At 45.0% G+C, this 17051-nt stretch carries 12 protein-coding genes; 7 read left to right on the top strand and 5 right to left on the bottom strand.

The genetic code is table 11. From position 1 onward, the window contains the following. Positions 1-130 precede the first annotated feature (130 nt). Positions 131-481 carry a DUF5615 family PIN-like protein gene (locus J0L60_02955; GenBank protein MBN8545069.1) on the bottom strand — a complete coding sequence of 117 codons (351 nt, stop codon included), beginning with the start codon at positions 479-481 and terminating at the stop codon, positions 131-133. Then, the gene (locus J0L60_02960) at positions 478-723 is read right to left on the bottom strand and encodes a DUF433 domain-containing protein (GenBank protein ID MBN8545070.1); all 246 of its coding nucleotides are present in this window, start codon (positions 721-723) and stop codon (positions 478-480) included. The genes J0L60_02955 and J0L60_02960 overlap by 4 nt, the downstream gene beginning before the upstream one ends. 246 nt (positions 724-969) lie before the next feature. On the opposite strand from J0L60_02960, the gene J0L60_02965 reads away from it, so the two are divergent. From J0L60_02965 to J0L60_02975, 3 genes are read left to right on the top strand one after another with little or no spacing between them, the layout of a single operon-like run. Further along, on the top strand, positions 970-3441 hold the full coding sequence (locus J0L60_02965; protein MBN8545071.1) for a ligase-associated DNA damage response DEXH box helicase: 2472 nt from the start codon (positions 970-972) through the stop codon (positions 3439-3441). 23 nt (positions 3442-3464) lie between these two features. Then, on the top strand, positions 3465-4124 hold the full coding sequence (pdeM, locus tag J0L60_02970) for a ligase-associated DNA damage response endonuclease PdeM (GenBank protein MBN8545072.1): 660 nt from the start codon (positions 3465-3467) through the stop codon (positions 4122-4124). Positions 4125-4175: 51 nt separating this feature from the next. Then, on the top strand, positions 4176-5138 hold the full coding sequence (locus J0L60_02975) for a GDP-L-fucose synthase (protein MBN8545073.1): 963 nt from the start codon (positions 4176-4178) through the stop codon (positions 5136-5138). Positions 5139-5192: 54 nt separating this feature from the next. Here J0L60_02975 and J0L60_02980 read toward each other — a convergent pair whose 3' ends face one another. Then, positions 5193-5810 carry an HAD family phosphatase gene (locus J0L60_02980; GenBank protein ID MBN8545074.1) on the bottom strand — a complete coding sequence of 206 codons (618 nt, stop codon included), beginning with the start codon at positions 5808-5810 and terminating at the stop codon, positions 5193-5195. Positions 5811-5886: 76 nt separating this feature from the next. Between J0L60_02980 and J0L60_02985 the strand changes: the two genes are divergently transcribed. Then, positions 5887-6825, top strand: coding sequence for a DUF4922 domain-containing protein (locus tag J0L60_02985; protein MBN8545075.1), 939 nt, complete (start codon positions 5887-5889; stop codon positions 6823-6825). 67 nt (positions 6826-6892) lie between these two features. Here the strand turns inward: J0L60_02985 and tkt are convergent, their stop codons facing one another. Beyond that, a complete protein-coding gene (gene tkt, locus J0L60_02990) occupies positions 6893-8827 on the bottom strand; it encodes a transketolase (protein ID MBN8545076.1) in 1935 nt (644 codons plus the stop codon). A 226-nt stretch (positions 8828-9053) separates the two neighbouring features. Between tkt and J0L60_02995 the strand changes: the two genes are divergently transcribed. Together J0L60_02995 and J0L60_03000 are read left to right on the top strand one after the other, a co-directional pair. Then, positions 9054-11177, top strand: coding sequence for an SUMF1/EgtB/PvdO family nonheme iron enzyme (locus J0L60_02995; GenBank protein ID MBN8545077.1), 2124 nt, complete (start codon positions 9054-9056; stop codon positions 11175-11177). A 15-nt stretch (positions 11178-11192) separates the two neighbouring features. Then, on the top strand, positions 11193-11990 hold the full coding sequence (locus J0L60_03000) for an SUMF1/EgtB/PvdO family nonheme iron enzyme (protein MBN8545078.1): 798 nt from the start codon (positions 11193-11195) through the stop codon (positions 11988-11990). Between the two features lie 9 nt (positions 11991-11999). On the opposite strand, the gene mutS is transcribed toward J0L60_03000, so the two are convergent. Beyond that, positions 12000-14594, bottom strand: a complete 2595-nt coding sequence (mutS, locus tag J0L60_03005; GenBank protein ID MBN8545079.1) for a DNA mismatch repair protein MutS — start codon at positions 14592-14594, stop codon at positions 12000-12002. Between the two features lie 232 nt (positions 14595-14826). Between mutS and J0L60_03010 the strand changes: the two genes are divergently transcribed. Then, the gene (locus J0L60_03010; GenBank protein MBN8545080.1) at positions 14827-17049 is read left to right on the top strand and encodes a methyl-accepting chemotaxis protein; all 2223 of its coding nucleotides are present in this window, start codon (positions 14827-14829) and stop codon (positions 17047-17049) included. Positions 17050-17051: the final 2 nt, after the last annotated feature.

The raw sequence follows: 17051 nt of genomic DNA on the forward strand, positions 1-17051 counted from the left end.
TTAAACTGTGAATGTCAATATATGTTATAACATCTATTTTCTGAGGTTGGTTCCATTCAGGGAAATATTGTTTGGAGAGGGGGGGAAGATTAAATTTTGATGTCTTGTGATACCGGTTAAGTGTTCTTTACTAAATCACGGTATATGTATTGTCTCTGAGGAGGATAACCTTGTTTTTGAGATTGGATAACTGAAAATTATTGAGCAACCATTCCATTTTCTCTCTAAGAGTGTGAGTATTTGGTTGCCTTAATGCCAGGATTGCTACACCACAGTGGCTGGAAAAATTCCATGGAACAGTATGGAAAAAGTCCTTGTCAGTTGTGACAAAAAAGGCGGATTTTCCTTGAGCGAGTTGAAAGACTTTGTCATCCTCCAAACCTTGATGTTCCGTATTTCGCAAATCCCAAACTGTATATCCTGCTGATGTCAGGAGTTGAATTATGCTGAGGGGGATATTTTCATCAACGAAAACATTCATGAAGCAAGATTTTCGTAGTTAAGCGTTTCGAAACCGGCAAGATAACTGCCATAACCTATGGCAGCAGAAATATCTTCTCTTGTCAAGCCCGGGTATTCATAAAGAATTTCTTCGAATGATTGTGCTGCTGCAAGAAAACCAAGAATTAGTGAGACCGGGATTCTTGTATTGCGAATTACCGGTTTACCGTGGCAGATACTGGGGTTTATCTCTATTCTTTCCAAAATTTCTTTGTTACTCACGCTAAATTCCTTTTTGCAATTTTAACACTTTATGTCACCGAAAATACAAAATTATTTGTACACAAACCAATCAATACCTTCCCGCACTATTCATCAGTCTTGACAAAGTCCTCATTTAACAAAAATAAATTTGAACTATTGCAGTAAAACCGTTATTTTAATATTATTCAAGAATTATTCCACGGTGAGGAAAACCCGATAGTCGATTCTTACGGACACAAAAGAGTAAAGAAGTGGTTCAGGACCATGAAGTGGAGACCTTTCCCTTTTCAGGAGGAGGCATGGACTGCATACTGTGAGGGTAAAAGCGGACTGATTCATACCTCCACAGGTACGGGGAAAACATACGCAGCTCTCCTCGGACCATTAATTGAGGAGATGAACTCCCCTGACTTCAACAAAAAAGTAAAAGCCGCCAAAAACGAAACTCCGAAAAAAAGAGGACAAAAGCAGGATCGGAATTTATCTTCCTCTCCGCCAATAAAACTGCTTTGGATTACTCCGCTAAGAGCGCTTGCGAACGATACTCTGAAGTCGATCGAGCTTGCAACCGCCGAACTTTGCCCTCATTTCAGTGTCGGTATGAGGACGGGCGACACTTCCCAATCCACGAGGAAACGACAATCTGAAAAGCTTCCAACAATTTTCATTACAACTCCTGAATCCCTCTCACTGATGATATCGTACCCCGGATTTGAGGAGAGATTTTCGGGACTCAAAGCTGTTGTGATTGACGAGTGGCACGAACTGCTTGGATCAAAACGGGGAGTTTTGACGGGACTTGGTTTAAGCAGAATCCGTTCAGCAGCTCCCGGCGTCAAAATATGGGGCGTATCTGCCACTCTGGGAAATACCGCCACCTCGCTGGAAGTTTTACTCGGAGATCATACAGGGGAAAAGGTGGTGATCGGGTCGGGGTGTGCAAAGGAAGTGGAGATGGAAACGGTTTTGCCCAAAGTGATCGAGAGGTTCCCGCGGGCAGGGCACCTTGGAATAACCATGCTTGAACCTGTGATTTCTATAATTGAAAAATCGGGCTCTTCACTACTTTTTACCAACACACGGTCACAGGCGGAAATCTGGTATCATAACATTCTCGATCAAAAAACAGAGTGGGCGGGGATGCTCGGCTTGCACCACGGTTCCATGGATAAAGAGAGCAGAAATGCAGTGGAGAAACTCCTTGCAGAGGGGAAAATGAAATGTGTCGTCTGCACTTCCAGTCTCGACCTCGGAGTCGATTTTTCTCCCGTTGATACGGTAATACAAGTCGGTTCCCCCAAAGGAATAGCACGCCTTCTGCAGCGGGCAGGGAGATCGGGGCATCAGCCGGGAGCAAAAAGCAGAATTTATTGTGTTCCCACAAACTCCTTTGAACTGATTGAGTTTGCTGCCGCAAGAGCCGGGATAGCAAAAAACAAAATAGAGCCCCGCATTCCAATTGAAAAACCTCTCGATGTACTCGCTCAGCACATCGTAACAGTAGCTGCAGGCTCGGGATTTGAGAGTGAAAAACTCTTCGCTGAAGTGAAGGGATCGTGGTTCTACCGCAATCTCACGGAAGAGGAATGGGACTGGACTATGGAGTTCGTAATTCAGGGAGGAAGAGCCCTCAGGGCATATAAGGAATACTCCAAACTGATAAAACGGGATGGAGTTTTCACCGTTGTGGATGAAGCCTTGAAACGAAGGCACAGAATGTCGATAGGTACCATAACTTCTGAATCGGAGGTGGTGGTTAAGTTTATGAATGGTGGAACGATTGGCACCCTGGAGGAAAGTTTTGCGGCAAAACTGAAAAAAGGCGACTCATTCATTTTCGCAGGCAGGACTCTCGAATATCAGAAAATGAAAGAGATGGTGCTCTATGTGAAAAGTTCAGAGAAAAACAAAGGTCCGATTCCCCAGTGGATGGGAGGCAGGATGCCCCTTTCGACAGAACTCGCAAGTGAGGTAAGAATTAAGCTAAGGGAGGCACTTCAGGGGGAAATAGACAGCGTCGAAATGTCGGCAATTGTCCCTCTTCTTAAGCTTCAGAAAAAATGGTCGGCGATTCCCGTTGAAGATGAACTGCTTATAGAAACGAAAAAGACAGTCGAGGGGTACCACATCTTTTTTTATCCCTTTGAAGGAAAGCTGGTGCACGAGGGGCTTGCATCACTTCTTGCGCACAGACTTTCGAAAATGTCACCGGCGTCTTTCTCGCTCTCCACAAATGATTACGGCTTCGAGATTCTCTCAAACCATGAATATGACCTCGACGGGGAGGCCCTCGGGTACCTTCTTTCGACGGACAATATCGTGGAAGATGTGCTTGAGGTGACCAATACTTCCGAAATGGCGCGACGGAAGTTTCGCGATATTGCAAGAATTGCAGGTCTGATCTTTCAGGGATATCCCGGCAGCAGTAAAAAACCAAAACAGATTCAGGCGTCGGGCTCCCTTCTGTACGAAGTGCTGACGAAATATGATCCCGGAAATTTGCTCATTCAACAGGCTTCGAGGGAGGTGCTTGAAACTCAACTTGAAGAAAAACGGATGATTTCAGCAATCAAAAAAATGGCTGAATGCAGAAAAAAGATCATAAAAATTCCGTACATCACACCCCTTGCGTTTCCCCTTCTTGTAAACAGATTGAGGGAAAAACTGACGACTGAAAGGCTTGCCGACAGAATTGCAAGACTTGTAGCGGGACTTGAAACTGCCGCCGAAAAGTAAGTATTTCGTAAATTGCACACCTCATGTTAAATTTTCCATCTATAAAAATTTTCGATTCATCGTTTATTGCCCTCCCGCAGAGAGCTGTTTACTGGCTTGAGGAAGAGACACTGCTCGTATCAGATACACATTTTGGAAAAAGTGCGGCGTTCAGAGCCACGGGGATACCGATTCCCGAGGGAAACACAAGGGACGACCTCAAAAGATTATCAGATGCACTTCAACTGACACAGGCAAAAAAGGTGACTTTCCTCGGCGACCTCATCCATCACAGAGCTTCAAAGACCCCCGAAGTGCTGACTTTGCTAAGGGACTGGTTCAACTCAAACAAAGATGTGGAGTTTACCCTTCTCATGGGGAATCACGATGTTTCATCCGACGGAATACCCGAGATTCCGCTAATAAAGGTGTTTCAGGAACTGATTGTCAGGGATAAGTTTCTTCTGAAGCACTATCCCGAACCGAGGGAGGGTTATTATGTGCTGTGCGGTCACCTCCATCCCGGGATTACTCTTAAGGGGAGAGGAAGGGAAAGACTTCGGCTCGGCTGCTCTCTCTTCAGCAAAAAGATGGCGGTGCTTCAGGCATTTGGCTCCTTTACGGGCAATGCAAAAGCGGAAATTCAGGCTGGTGATACCGTTTTCATGGCTCATGACGGGGAAGTGTTCACGGTTAAGTTCTAAAACACCATTTTTTGGTATATTTGTATGTCAAAACATGGAAATTTAAGGTAAATGCAAAAAGAGAACTTCACAGACAAAAAAGTATTCATCGCGGGCTACAAGGGTATGGTTGGATCAGCCATCACCCGCAATCTTCAGTCAAACGGATATACAAATCTGCTTCTCGCCGACAAAGACGATGTCGATCTGATGCGTCAGGAGAGTGTGGAATCATTCATGGCAAAGCAGAAACCCGATGTGATGGTGATTGCCGCTGCAAAAGTGGGAGGAATCCTCGCGAACAATACCTACCGTGCCGAATTTTTATATAATAACCTTATGATCGAGGCAAACCTCATTCACGCAGCACATCTAAACGGCTGTTCAAAAGTGGTTTTTCTCGGAAGTTCATGCATCTACCCGAAACTTGCTCCCCAGCCCTTAAAAGAGGAATCACTTCTTTCGGGTTACCTCGAATATACCAACGAACCGTATGCCATCGCTAAAATAACGGGCATTAAGCTTTGTGAAAGCTACTACAAACAATACGGCTCAAACTTTTTCTCAATGATGCCGACAAACCTTTACGGCTACTATGACAATTTTGATCTGAAAACCTCGCATGTACTCCCTGCTTTGATGAGAAAATTTGATACCGCGGTGAAGGAAGGAAGTGACAAAGTTGAGTTGTGGGGGACTGGCACACCAAAAAGAGAGTTCATGTTTGTTGACGACCTCGCCGGTGCCATAAGATTTTCGATCGAGAACATAGATGCCTCCGATCTCTACGATAACGGGATTACACACTTGAATGTCGGAACCGGCGTTGATCTGATGATCTCCGAACTCGCCTCGATAATCGCCTCCGTCACGGGATTTAAGGGCGAAGTTGTTTATGATTCGACCAAACCCGACGGTACCCCAAGAAAAATAATGGATGTGTCGCGCATCAATGCCCTCGGTTGGAAGCATAAAACCTCACTCGAGGATGGCATCAAACTTACTTACGACTGGTACAAACAACACAAGATGTAACAATGGCCCCGGAAGGGGTCATGTATGGGTAGAGGTCATGTACGGATAAAAATCTTAAATCGTTATTCCCAGATTTTTGAGATTATCAATTAAATCGCTGTAGTTAATAAACCGAATTGACTTCCACCCGCAATTACGGGCACCTTCGGCGTAGTCCATAATGTCGTCGATAAAAAGATGTTCTTCCGGTTTCAATCCTGAATATTTTTCAACTGCCCTGTAGATTTCAGGTTCGGGCTTTACATGTCCAATCTCATGCGAGAGGAAAAGTTTCTCAAAGTGACGGAGGAACTTGAAATTCTCATATCCGTATTTTTTATGTACTGGATTTGTGTTTGAGAGGAGGAAAAGCCGGTAATTTTGTTTCAATCTTTCGAGCAGTTCCACCACATCATAATTAATCGAGAAGATCTCCGAGTAGATATAGCAAAACTTCTCCCTGTCGATAATCCCCTCAACTTCTCCCGCTTTCATCAGCATCGGAATAAACTCGTCCACACTCATTTTTCCCGCTTCAAACGCTCTGAAATGGTGGTAGTTTTCCTTCACAAACTCCATTACCTTGTCACCCGAACCCGGTTTGATAAGATTCAGTCTGTTCAGGGCAAAATCGTAATTAAAAGGGATTAAAACCATCCCGAGGTCGAAGACCACTGCCTTTATTTCTGTCATTTTTCACACTGTTAATTTTTTGATCTGCAAAGATATCCATAATTTTGCACATTCAATTTTATGGAACCGGATTAAAATGTCAAAATATTCAACAGAAGCAAAAGAACTTTTAGAGAGGCAAAAAAGAGACTGGGACTGGTGCGTGAACGGTTATGGAAGTCTTGCCACAGTGATAACACACGAATTCAGGTACGACGGATTTTCGTTAAAAGTGCAGTACAACCCCGGAAGAATGACCTCCACTTCCGCAAAAGTGGACCCTAAAAGCATCAAAGAGAGGAAATGCTTCCTCTGCGAGGAGAGTCTTCCGCCCGCTCAGGAAAGACTCGAGTATAAAAACGGATACAGAATTCTGGTAAATCCTTTCCCGATTTTCCCCGAACATTTTACAATTCCCAACAGAGAACATCTTCCGCAGCAGATTTCGGGCAATTTTGAAATGCTCCTCACTCTTGCAGAGGATCTTGACGGCAATTACACGGTTTTTTACAACGGACCCAAATGCGGCGCCTCCGCTCCTGATCATTTCCATTTTCAGGCGGGAACAAGAAACTTCATGACTGTGGAAAATGATTTTGATTCCCTGAAGGCAAAATACACAGTTGTTTCCCGGTCGGTTTCAGGCGTATCCGTTTCAGGGATTGATGACGGAATCAGGAAAATGATATTTCTCGAGGGAAAAGAGGTAAACTCCGTTTCCGCAGAGTTTTACAAAGTTTACGAAAAATACAAAGCTGCAATGCATCTCGATGAAGAGCCTTTGTTGAATATCATTGCCTGGCACGATGGAAACGGGTTCAAAGCTGTGGTCTTTTTGAGAGAGAAGCACCGTCCCCGTCGCTATTTCGCAGAAGGGGAAGAGAGAATTCTCCTTTCACCCGCATCAGTGGATATCGGCGGAGTTGGCGTAATTCCCGTGGAAGACGATTTCAACAGGATTACTCAGGAAATCCTTACTGAACTTATGACCGAGGTCTTTGTCAGCAGAGAAATTTTGATTAAAGTAGTGGAATAAAAAAAACGCCGTTACACTAAAGGTATCAGAACCAATTTGTAACGGCGTTAAAAACATATTTATATTCTTATTTGTTTGCAGCCTCTACGATTTTTTCAACCGTAATCCCGAACTTGTCGTAGAGGATACCGGCAGGGGCTGAGGCACCAAAATGATCGAGAGAGATTTGTTTTTCTCGGCTTCCTGTATATCTCTCCCAGCCAAAACCTGTACCGGCTTCAACTGAAACTCGATTTTTCACTTCATCGGGGAAAATGCTTTGTTTATATTCTTCACTTTGGAGTTCGAACAGTTCCCATGAAGGAAAACTTACAACTCTTGCCTTTTTACCGGCTTCCGCAAGCTTTTCACCTGCTTTTACAGCAAGTTCAAGTTCCGAACCCGTTCCGATAAGGATTACATCGGGAGTTCCTTCACAGTCCCTCACTATATAGGCACCTTTTGCGAGATTTTCTACCGGTTGGGCTTTCTCTTTGATAACGGGCAAACCTTGACGGGAAAGAATAAGTGCTGTTGGACCTGTTGTGTTTTCAAGAGCTGCTTTCCATGCATAAACTGTTTCGTGACTGTCGGCAGGTCTGATCACGGTTAAACCCGGAATCATCCGCAGACTTTGAATATGCTCAACCGGCTGGTGTGTAGGACCGTCTTCACCAAGTCCGATGCTGTCATGAGTGAACACATAAATTACCTGAAGGTTTTGCATCGCTGCAAGACGAATTGCCGGCCTCATGTAGTCGGAAAAAACGAGGAAAGTGCCGCCGAAAGGAATTATTCCGCCATACATCGCCATCCCGTTCATCACAGCGCCCATTCCATGTTCGCGAACGCCGTAATGGAGATTTCTTCCTTTTCTGTTGGCGGGTGAAAAAGAGGGCAATTCCTTAAAATCAGTAAGATTTGACTCGGTTAAATCGGCAGAACCGCCAAGCAATGTGGGGTATGCCTTATCCAGGGTATTAATCACTTTTTGCGAAGATGCTCTGGATGCAAGTTTTTCCGAGAGGTCGGGGAACATCGATTCGTCAATGGGAAATTCACCTTTGAGTCCGTCACCCAAAACCAGATCAAGAAGTGCCGCTTCATCAGGGTACTGTTTTTTGTATTCAGCAAAAAGGTTGTTCCACGAAACCCATGTTTTAATTTTATCTTCAACTGCGGTGGCGAAGTGTGTCTTCACTTCATCAGGAACGGTAAACGGCTCGGGGTATTCCCAGCCAAGGTTCTTTTTGGTCAGCTCTATTTCCTTATCTCCGAGAGGGGAACCATGAGCTTTTGCAGTATCCTGCTTGTTGGGACTGCCGTATCCGATATTTGTTTTGGTAATCACGAGACAGGGGCGGTCACTGCTTCTGGTTTCGTGAAGCACCATCCTGAGTCTGTCCAGTTCGTTCACATCATAAATATTATAGACATTCCAGCCGTAACTTAAAAATCTCTTTTCAGTCTCATCAGTGAAAGAAAGAGAGGTTTTTCCGTCGATCGAGATACCGTTGTCATCATAAAAAAGGATGAGGCGGCTGAGTTTCTGGTTCCCTGCGAAAGATGCAGCTTCATGGGAAATTCCTTCCATCATGTCACCGTCACCGCAGATGGCATAAACAAAATGATCGAATATCTCGAACCCGGGTTTGTTAAATTTGGCAGCCATAAACTCATAAGCGAGTGCCATTCCCACTGCGTTTGCAACACCCTGACCCAACGGACCGGTCGTTGCCTCGACACCGCTTGTGTGACCTCTTTCGGGGTGACCGGGTGTGAGACTTTCCCATTGTCTGAAATTTTTAATGTCATCGAGTGAAAGATCGAACCCCGAAAGGTGAAGAAGGGAATAGAGGAGCATGCTGCCATGTCCGCCCGAGAGGACGAATCTGTCTCTGTTTATCCAATGCGGCTCTTTGGGGTTGAAGTTCATCACTTCGTTAAAAAGGAAGTAACCGAGCGGGGCAAGACCCATCGGCGCACCCGGATGCCCTGAATTTGCCTTCTGAACAGCATCCATTGCGAGGGTACGAATAGTATTTATCGATAAATTGTGAATATCCAAAACGACTCCAAATCAAGTAATTTGTTAAACTCAAACAACAAATATACTAAACGGGGAGGTTATGCTGTTCACAGTACAAGGTCTTCCCACCCCTCCCCCTCACGGATTTGGCAAATACTTCCTAAATGGTTAAATTTTAGGTTTGATAATCAATCTTTACTATAAACACAATTCCGGTACCATGAAACTTCAAACCATATTCGTAAAAACGCTTTTTTTGGCAGTGATAATATTATCGATGCCGGTTCTTTCAACCTCTCTTCATAAAGAGAAAGGGGATATTGTACAGAGCGTTTCGATTCAGATATCACCTTTTGACGCTCAATGCAAAATAAACGGCACAGTCGTGGTGCCTGCGGAAGTGAAAAAACTTCCCGTTGGTGAATACTCGGTGGAACTGACAAAAGCGGGTTACAAAACATATAACAGCAAGTTTACTGTATCGGAGAACAACCGCCACTTCATTTTTATAATGGAACCGGAGAATATTACGGGATTGCTCGTAAAAACGACACCCCAGGGTGCCTCGGTTTACATTGATGATGAATTTAAGGGGACCAGCGATGCGGGATATCTCCTCCCTGTAAAGAAATATACCGTGAGGGTTGAGCTTGACAAGTATCTCCCCGTGGTTCAAACCATCGACGGAACCGTTCCTGCAAAGCTTTACACCCTCGATCTGAAACTGGTTAAGAACACCGGATTCCTAAAAATAAATTCAAATGCACAAAATCTGATCGTCGAAATAGATGGCGAGGTGGTTGAACAACAGCAGCAGTATGAACTTGTTACCGGCACTCACAGGGTCAAGGTAACAGGCACAAATTATTCGGAATACAGGACTGAAGTAACCATAACCCGCGGGAAAACTACCACAATAAAGGCAAATCTTGAGAAACTGACGGGTGTTTTACAGCTTAATGTAACCCCCGCAAACTCACTCGTGATGATTGGCAAGGCAAATTACGAAAGCATCAAAACCGTTGAGCTTGAACCGGGGAAGTACCTGATATCCCTTTCCGCCGATCTTCATGACTCATACAGCACCGAAGTTACTATTCAAAAAGGGAAAACCTCCCGGGTTAATGTAAACCTGAAGAAAAACGCGGGAGTTCTGGCTGTTACAAGAAAACCTGATAATGTGCGGATAAATGTTGATGGTGTTGATTACGGCGCTGTAAACAGAGTCGAACTTTCTCCCGGAGAACATCTCCTGACAGCACAGATTGATTCATCCTGGTACCCTTTTTCACAAAACATCTCCGTGGCAAAAAACAAAACGACGAATGTGAAGATTGATCTAAAAAGAATAAAAGGGACATTCCTTTTCAACTCGGTTCCTTTTACGAGCAAAGTGAAACTTATCCAAAATTTCGAGAAGAAATTTGAGTTTACGGGCACCAAAATTATTGAGGAACTCCCTGTCGGGGATTACACGGTTGTTGTAACCTGTGAAGGACACAAAGGATTGAGAAAAGAAATAACCATTCTTGAAGACAAATCTTATGCCCTCGATCTAAAACTTGAACCGGGAAGTGATGACATGCTTGTTTCGGAGATGGTAAAAAACAGATTTGTGATGAATAAAATAGACCGCGGTTATTTCTACATGGGAGCCACACTTGAACAGGGTTCGACCACGAGGATGGAACAACCCGTCCGCCTCGTTGCTGTTGATCAGTTTTACATAGCAACAACCGAAGTCACCCGTGCCCTTTGGGAGGAAATAATGGGGAGTGACCCCTCAATATTTGCTGCGGGTGGAGACAAAGCACTCCTTCCCGTCGAAAACATTTCGTGGCTGGATGCGGTGGCATTTTGCAACAAATTGAGTGAGAAGGAAGGACTTACCCCCGCATATAAAATTGAAGGGGATTCCGTCTCCTGCGATTTTGCTGCTACAGGATTCAGATTGCCGACCGAGGCCGAGTGGGAATTCGCCGCAAGAGGTTCCGACTCCCTAAAACAGTTCCGTTTTTCAGGCAGCAATTCACCCGAAATGGTCGGATGGATAAATTCCAATTCAGGCAAAAAGACCAATGCCGTTGCCCAAAAAAACAAAAACACCAACGGTTTATATGACATGACAGGAAATGTCGCAGAATTCTGTAACGACTGGTACGATAAATACAACCCGAATGAAGTTGCCAATCCAAAAGGACCGCAATCGGGAAGAAAAATCGTGGTCAGAGGCGGGAGTTGGAACTCGACAGAAGGTAAATCAAGGGTCGCTGCCCGTGATTCGATGGGAATGGGACAGAAAAAATCGACCACCGGTCTTCGCCTTGTCAGAAAAGGCAATTAATCGCGTGCGATACGAATGAAACTCCTCTTCACAGCGCTGGCACTTTCCCTTTTCTCGTTCTCTTTTGTGAATGAAGAGAAAGGGGCACAGCCACTTGATTTGATTTTTGTGGAGGGAGGGAGTTTTGCCATGGGTTGTTTCGATCCCAGGATTCCGTGTGATGATGATGAATCGGAACTGAGGGATGTTACGGTATATGCTTTTTATATTTCAACGACCGAGATAACCCAGGGATTGTGGGAAGATGTAATGGGAAACAACATTTCAATTGTGCGTGAGCCCTCGCTTCCTGCAAACAACATAAGCTGGTACGATGCCGTCAAGTTTTGCAACAACCTCAGCCTTAAATACAATCTGAATCCTTGTTACACAATACGCGGACAGAAAGTCACCTGCAACTTCAAGGCAAACGGCTACAGGTTGCCGACCGAAGCGGAATGGGAATACGCTGCAAGGGGTGGCAAATCGGGCAAAATGAAACTTTTCAGCGGAAATGATGATCCTCTACAGGTCGGGTGGTATAAACAGAATTCGAACGGAAAAATGCGTCCACCGAAGCAGAAATCGCCCAATGAACTCGGAATATTCGATATGTCGGGAAATCTTTGGGAGTGGTGCTGGGACTGGTATGCTCCATACTCGGGTGAGCAGGTTATCGATCCCAAGGGACCTGACAAGGGAACGGGAAAGGTTCTCCGCGGTGGAAGTTGGAATTATGACAGCAACTCAGCCAGAAACTCAAACAGATTTTACACATCACCCAACTCGAGATCTGCCACATTTGGTTTCAGAGTTGTGAAAAAAGTCGGATAGGTCTCTCCGTCAGTCCTTAAGTTTTTTCTTCAGTTCATCGAGTTTGTTCAGTGCCTGAACTGGAGTAAGTTCCTCAACTTTTATATCCGAAATCTCCTTCCTCAGTGCGTCATCCGTAAATTCAAAGAGTGACAATTGATAAAATCCCTGTTCTTCCTGCTCCTTTTTGATCTTTCTTGCCTTTTTCACTTCATAAGGAGTAAGTTCCTTGCTTTCAAGGTTTGAGAGAATCTCTTTTGCTCTCGAAGTAACTTCCAACGGGAGACCCGCCATCATCGCTACCTGAATACCGTAGGAGTGATCTGCACTTCCCGGTGAAACCTTGTGAAGGAAGATTACCTTGTCATCGTATTCCCTCACCTGCACCCTGTAATTTTTGATGCGCGGGAATATTTCCGCCATCTCGTTCAGTTCGTGATAATGGGTGGCAAATAGTGTTTTTGCAGCGGAGCGGGGGTTTTCGTGAAGGTATTCGGTCATCGACCACGCAATTGAGAGTCCGTCAAATGTACTGGTACCTCTCCCGATTTCATCGAGAAGGATGAGGCTTTTGTCAGTTGCGTTATTCAATATATTAGCCGCCTCCTGCATCTCAACCAGGAATGTGCTTTCACCGGCAGTGATGTTATCGCTTGCTCCCACACGGGTGAAAATCCGGTCAACTATTCCGATTTCAGCTTTTTTAGCCGGGACAAAGGAACCGATTTGTGCGAGCAACACCAGCAACCCAAGTTGACGGAGATAAACCGATTTTCCTGCCATGTTTGGTCCGGTGAGCACTATTATCTGGTCCTTTTCACAGTCGAGCAGGTAATCATTGGATGTAAATTTCTCTCCGGGAGGGAGTATCCTTTCAACCACGGGGTGACGGGAATCGAATATTTCTATCTTTTTTGACTCGTTTACGAGAGGTTTTACATAGTTGTACTCAACAGCGGCTTCCGCGAACGAGTTTAGACAGTCGAGCATGGCTATCAGTTTTGCGTTTTTTTGCACCACTTCCGTGAATGATGAAGTGTACATTCTTACATCGTTAAAAAGCTCCGACTCGAGGGAACGGATATTATCTTCCGCGTGCAAAACCTTTTCTTCATAGACCTTGAGATCGGGAGTAATGTATCTTTCAGCGTTCACGAGGGTCTGCTTCCTGATGTACTCGGGGGGTACCTTTTCCCTGTGGACATTACTTATTTCGATGTAGTAACCAAAGACACGATTGAAACTTATTTTAAGAGAGGAGATTCCCGTTCTCTCCCGTTCCACTTTTTGGAGGTCGGTGATCCAGTCCTTGCCCGAATAGAGGATTTCCCTCATTTCATCGAGTTCGATGCTGTATCCGCGCTTGATTACTCCTCCATCAGCGAGAGAAAGCGGAGGATTATCGGAGATTGCCTCATCAATTTTTGCAGTGACATCGTTCAGGGGTACAAGTGACTCCCTCAGACGGTTCATTACAAGGTTGTCGATTTCGTATAAAATCTTGATTATCTCAGGAATTTCCAGCAGGGAATATTTCAGCGACACAATTTCCCTTGGTGTGGCTCGTCCCGTGCAGATTCTGGAGATAAGCCTTTCCAGATCACCGATGTTGGAGAGGCTTTTTTTAAGCTTCTCTCTCGTCTTTTTCACATTGTAGAGGGCTTCAACAGATTCCTGTCTTTGAAGTATCGGTTCAAGCTTCGTGAGGGGGGAGGATATCCATTTTTTGAGGAGTCTTCCGCCCATTGGAGTTTCGGTTTTGTCGAGGACCGCAAAAAGTGTCCCGTCTTTCCCTCCGTCAGCCATCGAATATGTAATCTCAAGATTTCGTTTGGTTGACCAGTCGAGAACCATATACTCTGAAGGATTGTAAACCGAGAGTTTTGTCAGGTGGGTCAGGTTTGCTTTTTGTGTCTCCTGTAGATAGTGGAGTACCGCACCTGCGGCAGGGAGAGCGACCTCCATTTCACCCGCACCATATCCCTTTAGATTAACCGTTCCGAAGTGCTTCAAAAGGATTTCCTTTGCATACTCACGGTTAAAAATCCAGTCGTCAAGTTTGGTTATTCTCGCTTCACTTCCCGAGGAAGAGAGGAGGGCGGTGACAACATCCCTCGATTTTCGCGGAGAGAGGACTTCCGCCGGGGCAATCACACCGATCTGATCGGTGAGGTGTGCAGTCTCCACTTCGAAGAGGGAAAAATCGCCAGTGGAGATATCACAGAACGCCACACCCGAGACAGGATCCGCAAAATTCACAGCCATAAGGTAGTTGTTCTTTTTCAGGTCGAGCACTTTATCCGAGAAAACAACTCCGGGAGTAACCACTTCGATGACTTCCCTTTTCACTATTCCCTTGGCGAGTTTCGGGTCTTCCACCTGCTCACAGATTGCGACACGGTAACCGGCTCTCACGAGTTTCGGGAGATAGCTTTCCACTGCATGGTGGGGGAAACCTGCGAGGGGCACTTCGCCAGCGGCACCGTTTGCTCTTTTGGTGAGGGTGATACCGAGTACTTTTGATGCAATTCGTGCATCTTCTTCAAATGTCTCATAGAAATCCCCCATCCTGAAGAGGAGGACGGTATCTGGATTTGCCTGTTTTATCTTGAAATATTGAGCCATTAAAGGGGTTTGAGACATAGGGAATTAAATTCTTTCGTGACGCTTCAAAGGTTGAAAAAATACAAAATTGTTCTTTTTGAAGAAACTTTTAAAAATAATGATAAAAAATAATCATTTAGTTGGTTTTTATATTTGTATATGATTCAATTATTTAAGAAATTAAGTTTCTGTTTTATAATAGAATTCGTATTCCGGTTACATCATCAATCATTAAAAATTCAGGAGAGAAGCCGTGAAGCTTACTCTTAGGCGTAAAGTAATAGCACTCGTGCTGTTCGCCGCACTTTTGCCGCTTGTTGTCACTCAAATCGCAGTTTTCCGTATAAAAGGAAACATAAGCGAGAGAACGGAAGCCGAACTTGATACCCTCGGCAGGGAGGCACTCAAGCAGATAGTTTGGGATATGTTCTCACTCTGCAGCACCTCCAACGATCTAATTCAGGAAAAAGTCGACCGTGCCCAGAAAATTGCATGGCAAATACTTGAAGCAGATGGCGGACTAAAGTTAAGCGGTGACAAAGTTGAATGGATAGCTATTGATCAATATACCAAAAAAAGCATCAAAGTTACCATTCCAAAACTTATGCTCGGCGGGAAGTGGCTCGGACAGGTCACTTCGTTCTCCACACCGGTTCCAATTGTCGACGAAATTCACAACTCAATGGGTGTGGTTTCAAGCGTATTTCAAAGAATGAACAACGAAGGTGACCTGATTAGAGTGGCCACCAATGTTTCAACCAATTCGCAGCAAAGATCACTCGGAACATTTATCCCTGCGGTAAAGCCTGACGGTACAAAAAACGAAGTGGTGGAAGCAATTCTGAAAGGGCAGAGTTACAAGGGAATCTCACTTGTCGGAAGCTCCTGGTACATCGCTTCATACGAGCCCGTTTTTGATGACAACAAACAGATTATCGCGGTTCTTAGTGTCGGAGAACAGATAGAAGCAGTTCCCTCCCTTAGAAAAAACATCCAGTCTGTAAAGGTCGGTGAGACGGGCAAGGTTACCGTTTATGGTGCAACGGGTGAGAGAAAAGGGAAATACCTGATTACTCAGGACGGTAAAAAAGAGGGTGAAAGTGCCTGGTACAACAAAGATGTCGACGGAAAATATTATGTACAGACATTGATTGATGAAGCCGTTAAATCTGAAGATGCGGTGTTCCACTCTTATATGTGGTCGGAACCGGGAAGTGGCAACGCGCCAAGGAGGAAAATTTCGGTTGCGATTCACTTCTATAGCTGGGACTGGGTGATTGTTGCCTCCACTTACGAGGATGAATATTACTCCGCCAAGGAGGGAATTGATGCCATAACGAAGGGGTTCACTCTGAATATTTTGTTATGGACATTCGGAATCCTGACTCTCACACTCCTTGTGGGCTGGTACCTGAGCAACAAGATAACCGAACCTGTGACTCAACTTATTGGAAGTGTTGAGAAAATCGCAATCGGTGATTTAAAGGCGGGAAACGATTTCCTTGAAAAGTTTGAAATTGAACATAAAAAATCGTTCAGCCTCGCAAAACTGTTCAAGATTGAAGACAGCGATGAATCTTTGATACTCGTGGCAGCCGTAAAGAAGATGGCAAAGAACCTCTTCTCTCTCCTCAGTCAGGTTGGCTCTTCGGGAGTTCAGGTAAATTCCTCAGTCACACAGATTACCGCATCAGCGAGGGAACTGGAAGCAACAGTGGCCGAACAGGCAGCATCAATAAAGGAAGTCACTGCCACTGCGAAGGAGATACTCCAAACTTCCAACAGCCTTTTAAAAACTCTCGAGGAGAACATCGGCAACAGTGTCTCGACTGCTGCCACTACCGCCCTCGAGGGAAGAAACAATCTTCAAACACTCGAGTCTGCCATCCACCAGTTGATAAATGCGACGGGTTCGATATCCGCCAAACTTTCGATAATAAACACCAAAGCAAATAAAATCTCCTCTGTTGTTACCACTATCAACAAGATTTCCGATCAGACGAACCTCCTTTCATTGAATGCTGCCATAGAAGCGGAAAAAGCCGGTGAGTTCGGAAAAGGATTTTCAGTGGTTGCCAGAGAGATCAGCCGGCTTGCCGACCAGACAGCGATCGCCACTCACGACATCGAACACATGGTCAGGGAAATGCAGTCATCGGTTTCTTCCGGTGTAATGGAAATGGATAAATTCTCTGAAGAGGTGAGGAGAGACAGCATTACTGTTTCGACAATCTCCGAGAGGCTTAACGATGTAATCAACAATGTGAACGAACTCGCCCCCCACTTCGAGGAGTTTAACTACGGTATGAGACGCCAAACGGAGGGGGCAGAGCAGATAAGCGAGTCGATGCAGCAGCTTTCTGTTGCAGCCGAACAGACGAGAGAGTCGCTGCAGGAATTCAAATCCGCAACAAGCCAGTTGAATAGTGCAGTTTCCACGCTCAATGACGAATTACAACGATTTAAGACAAGCTAAGT

This window comes from Ignavibacteria bacterium (assembly GCA_017302895.1).
In the GTDB taxonomy this organism is placed as follows: Bacteria; Bacteroidota; Ignavibacteria; order Ignavibacteriales; family Ignavibacteriaceae; genus UTCHB3.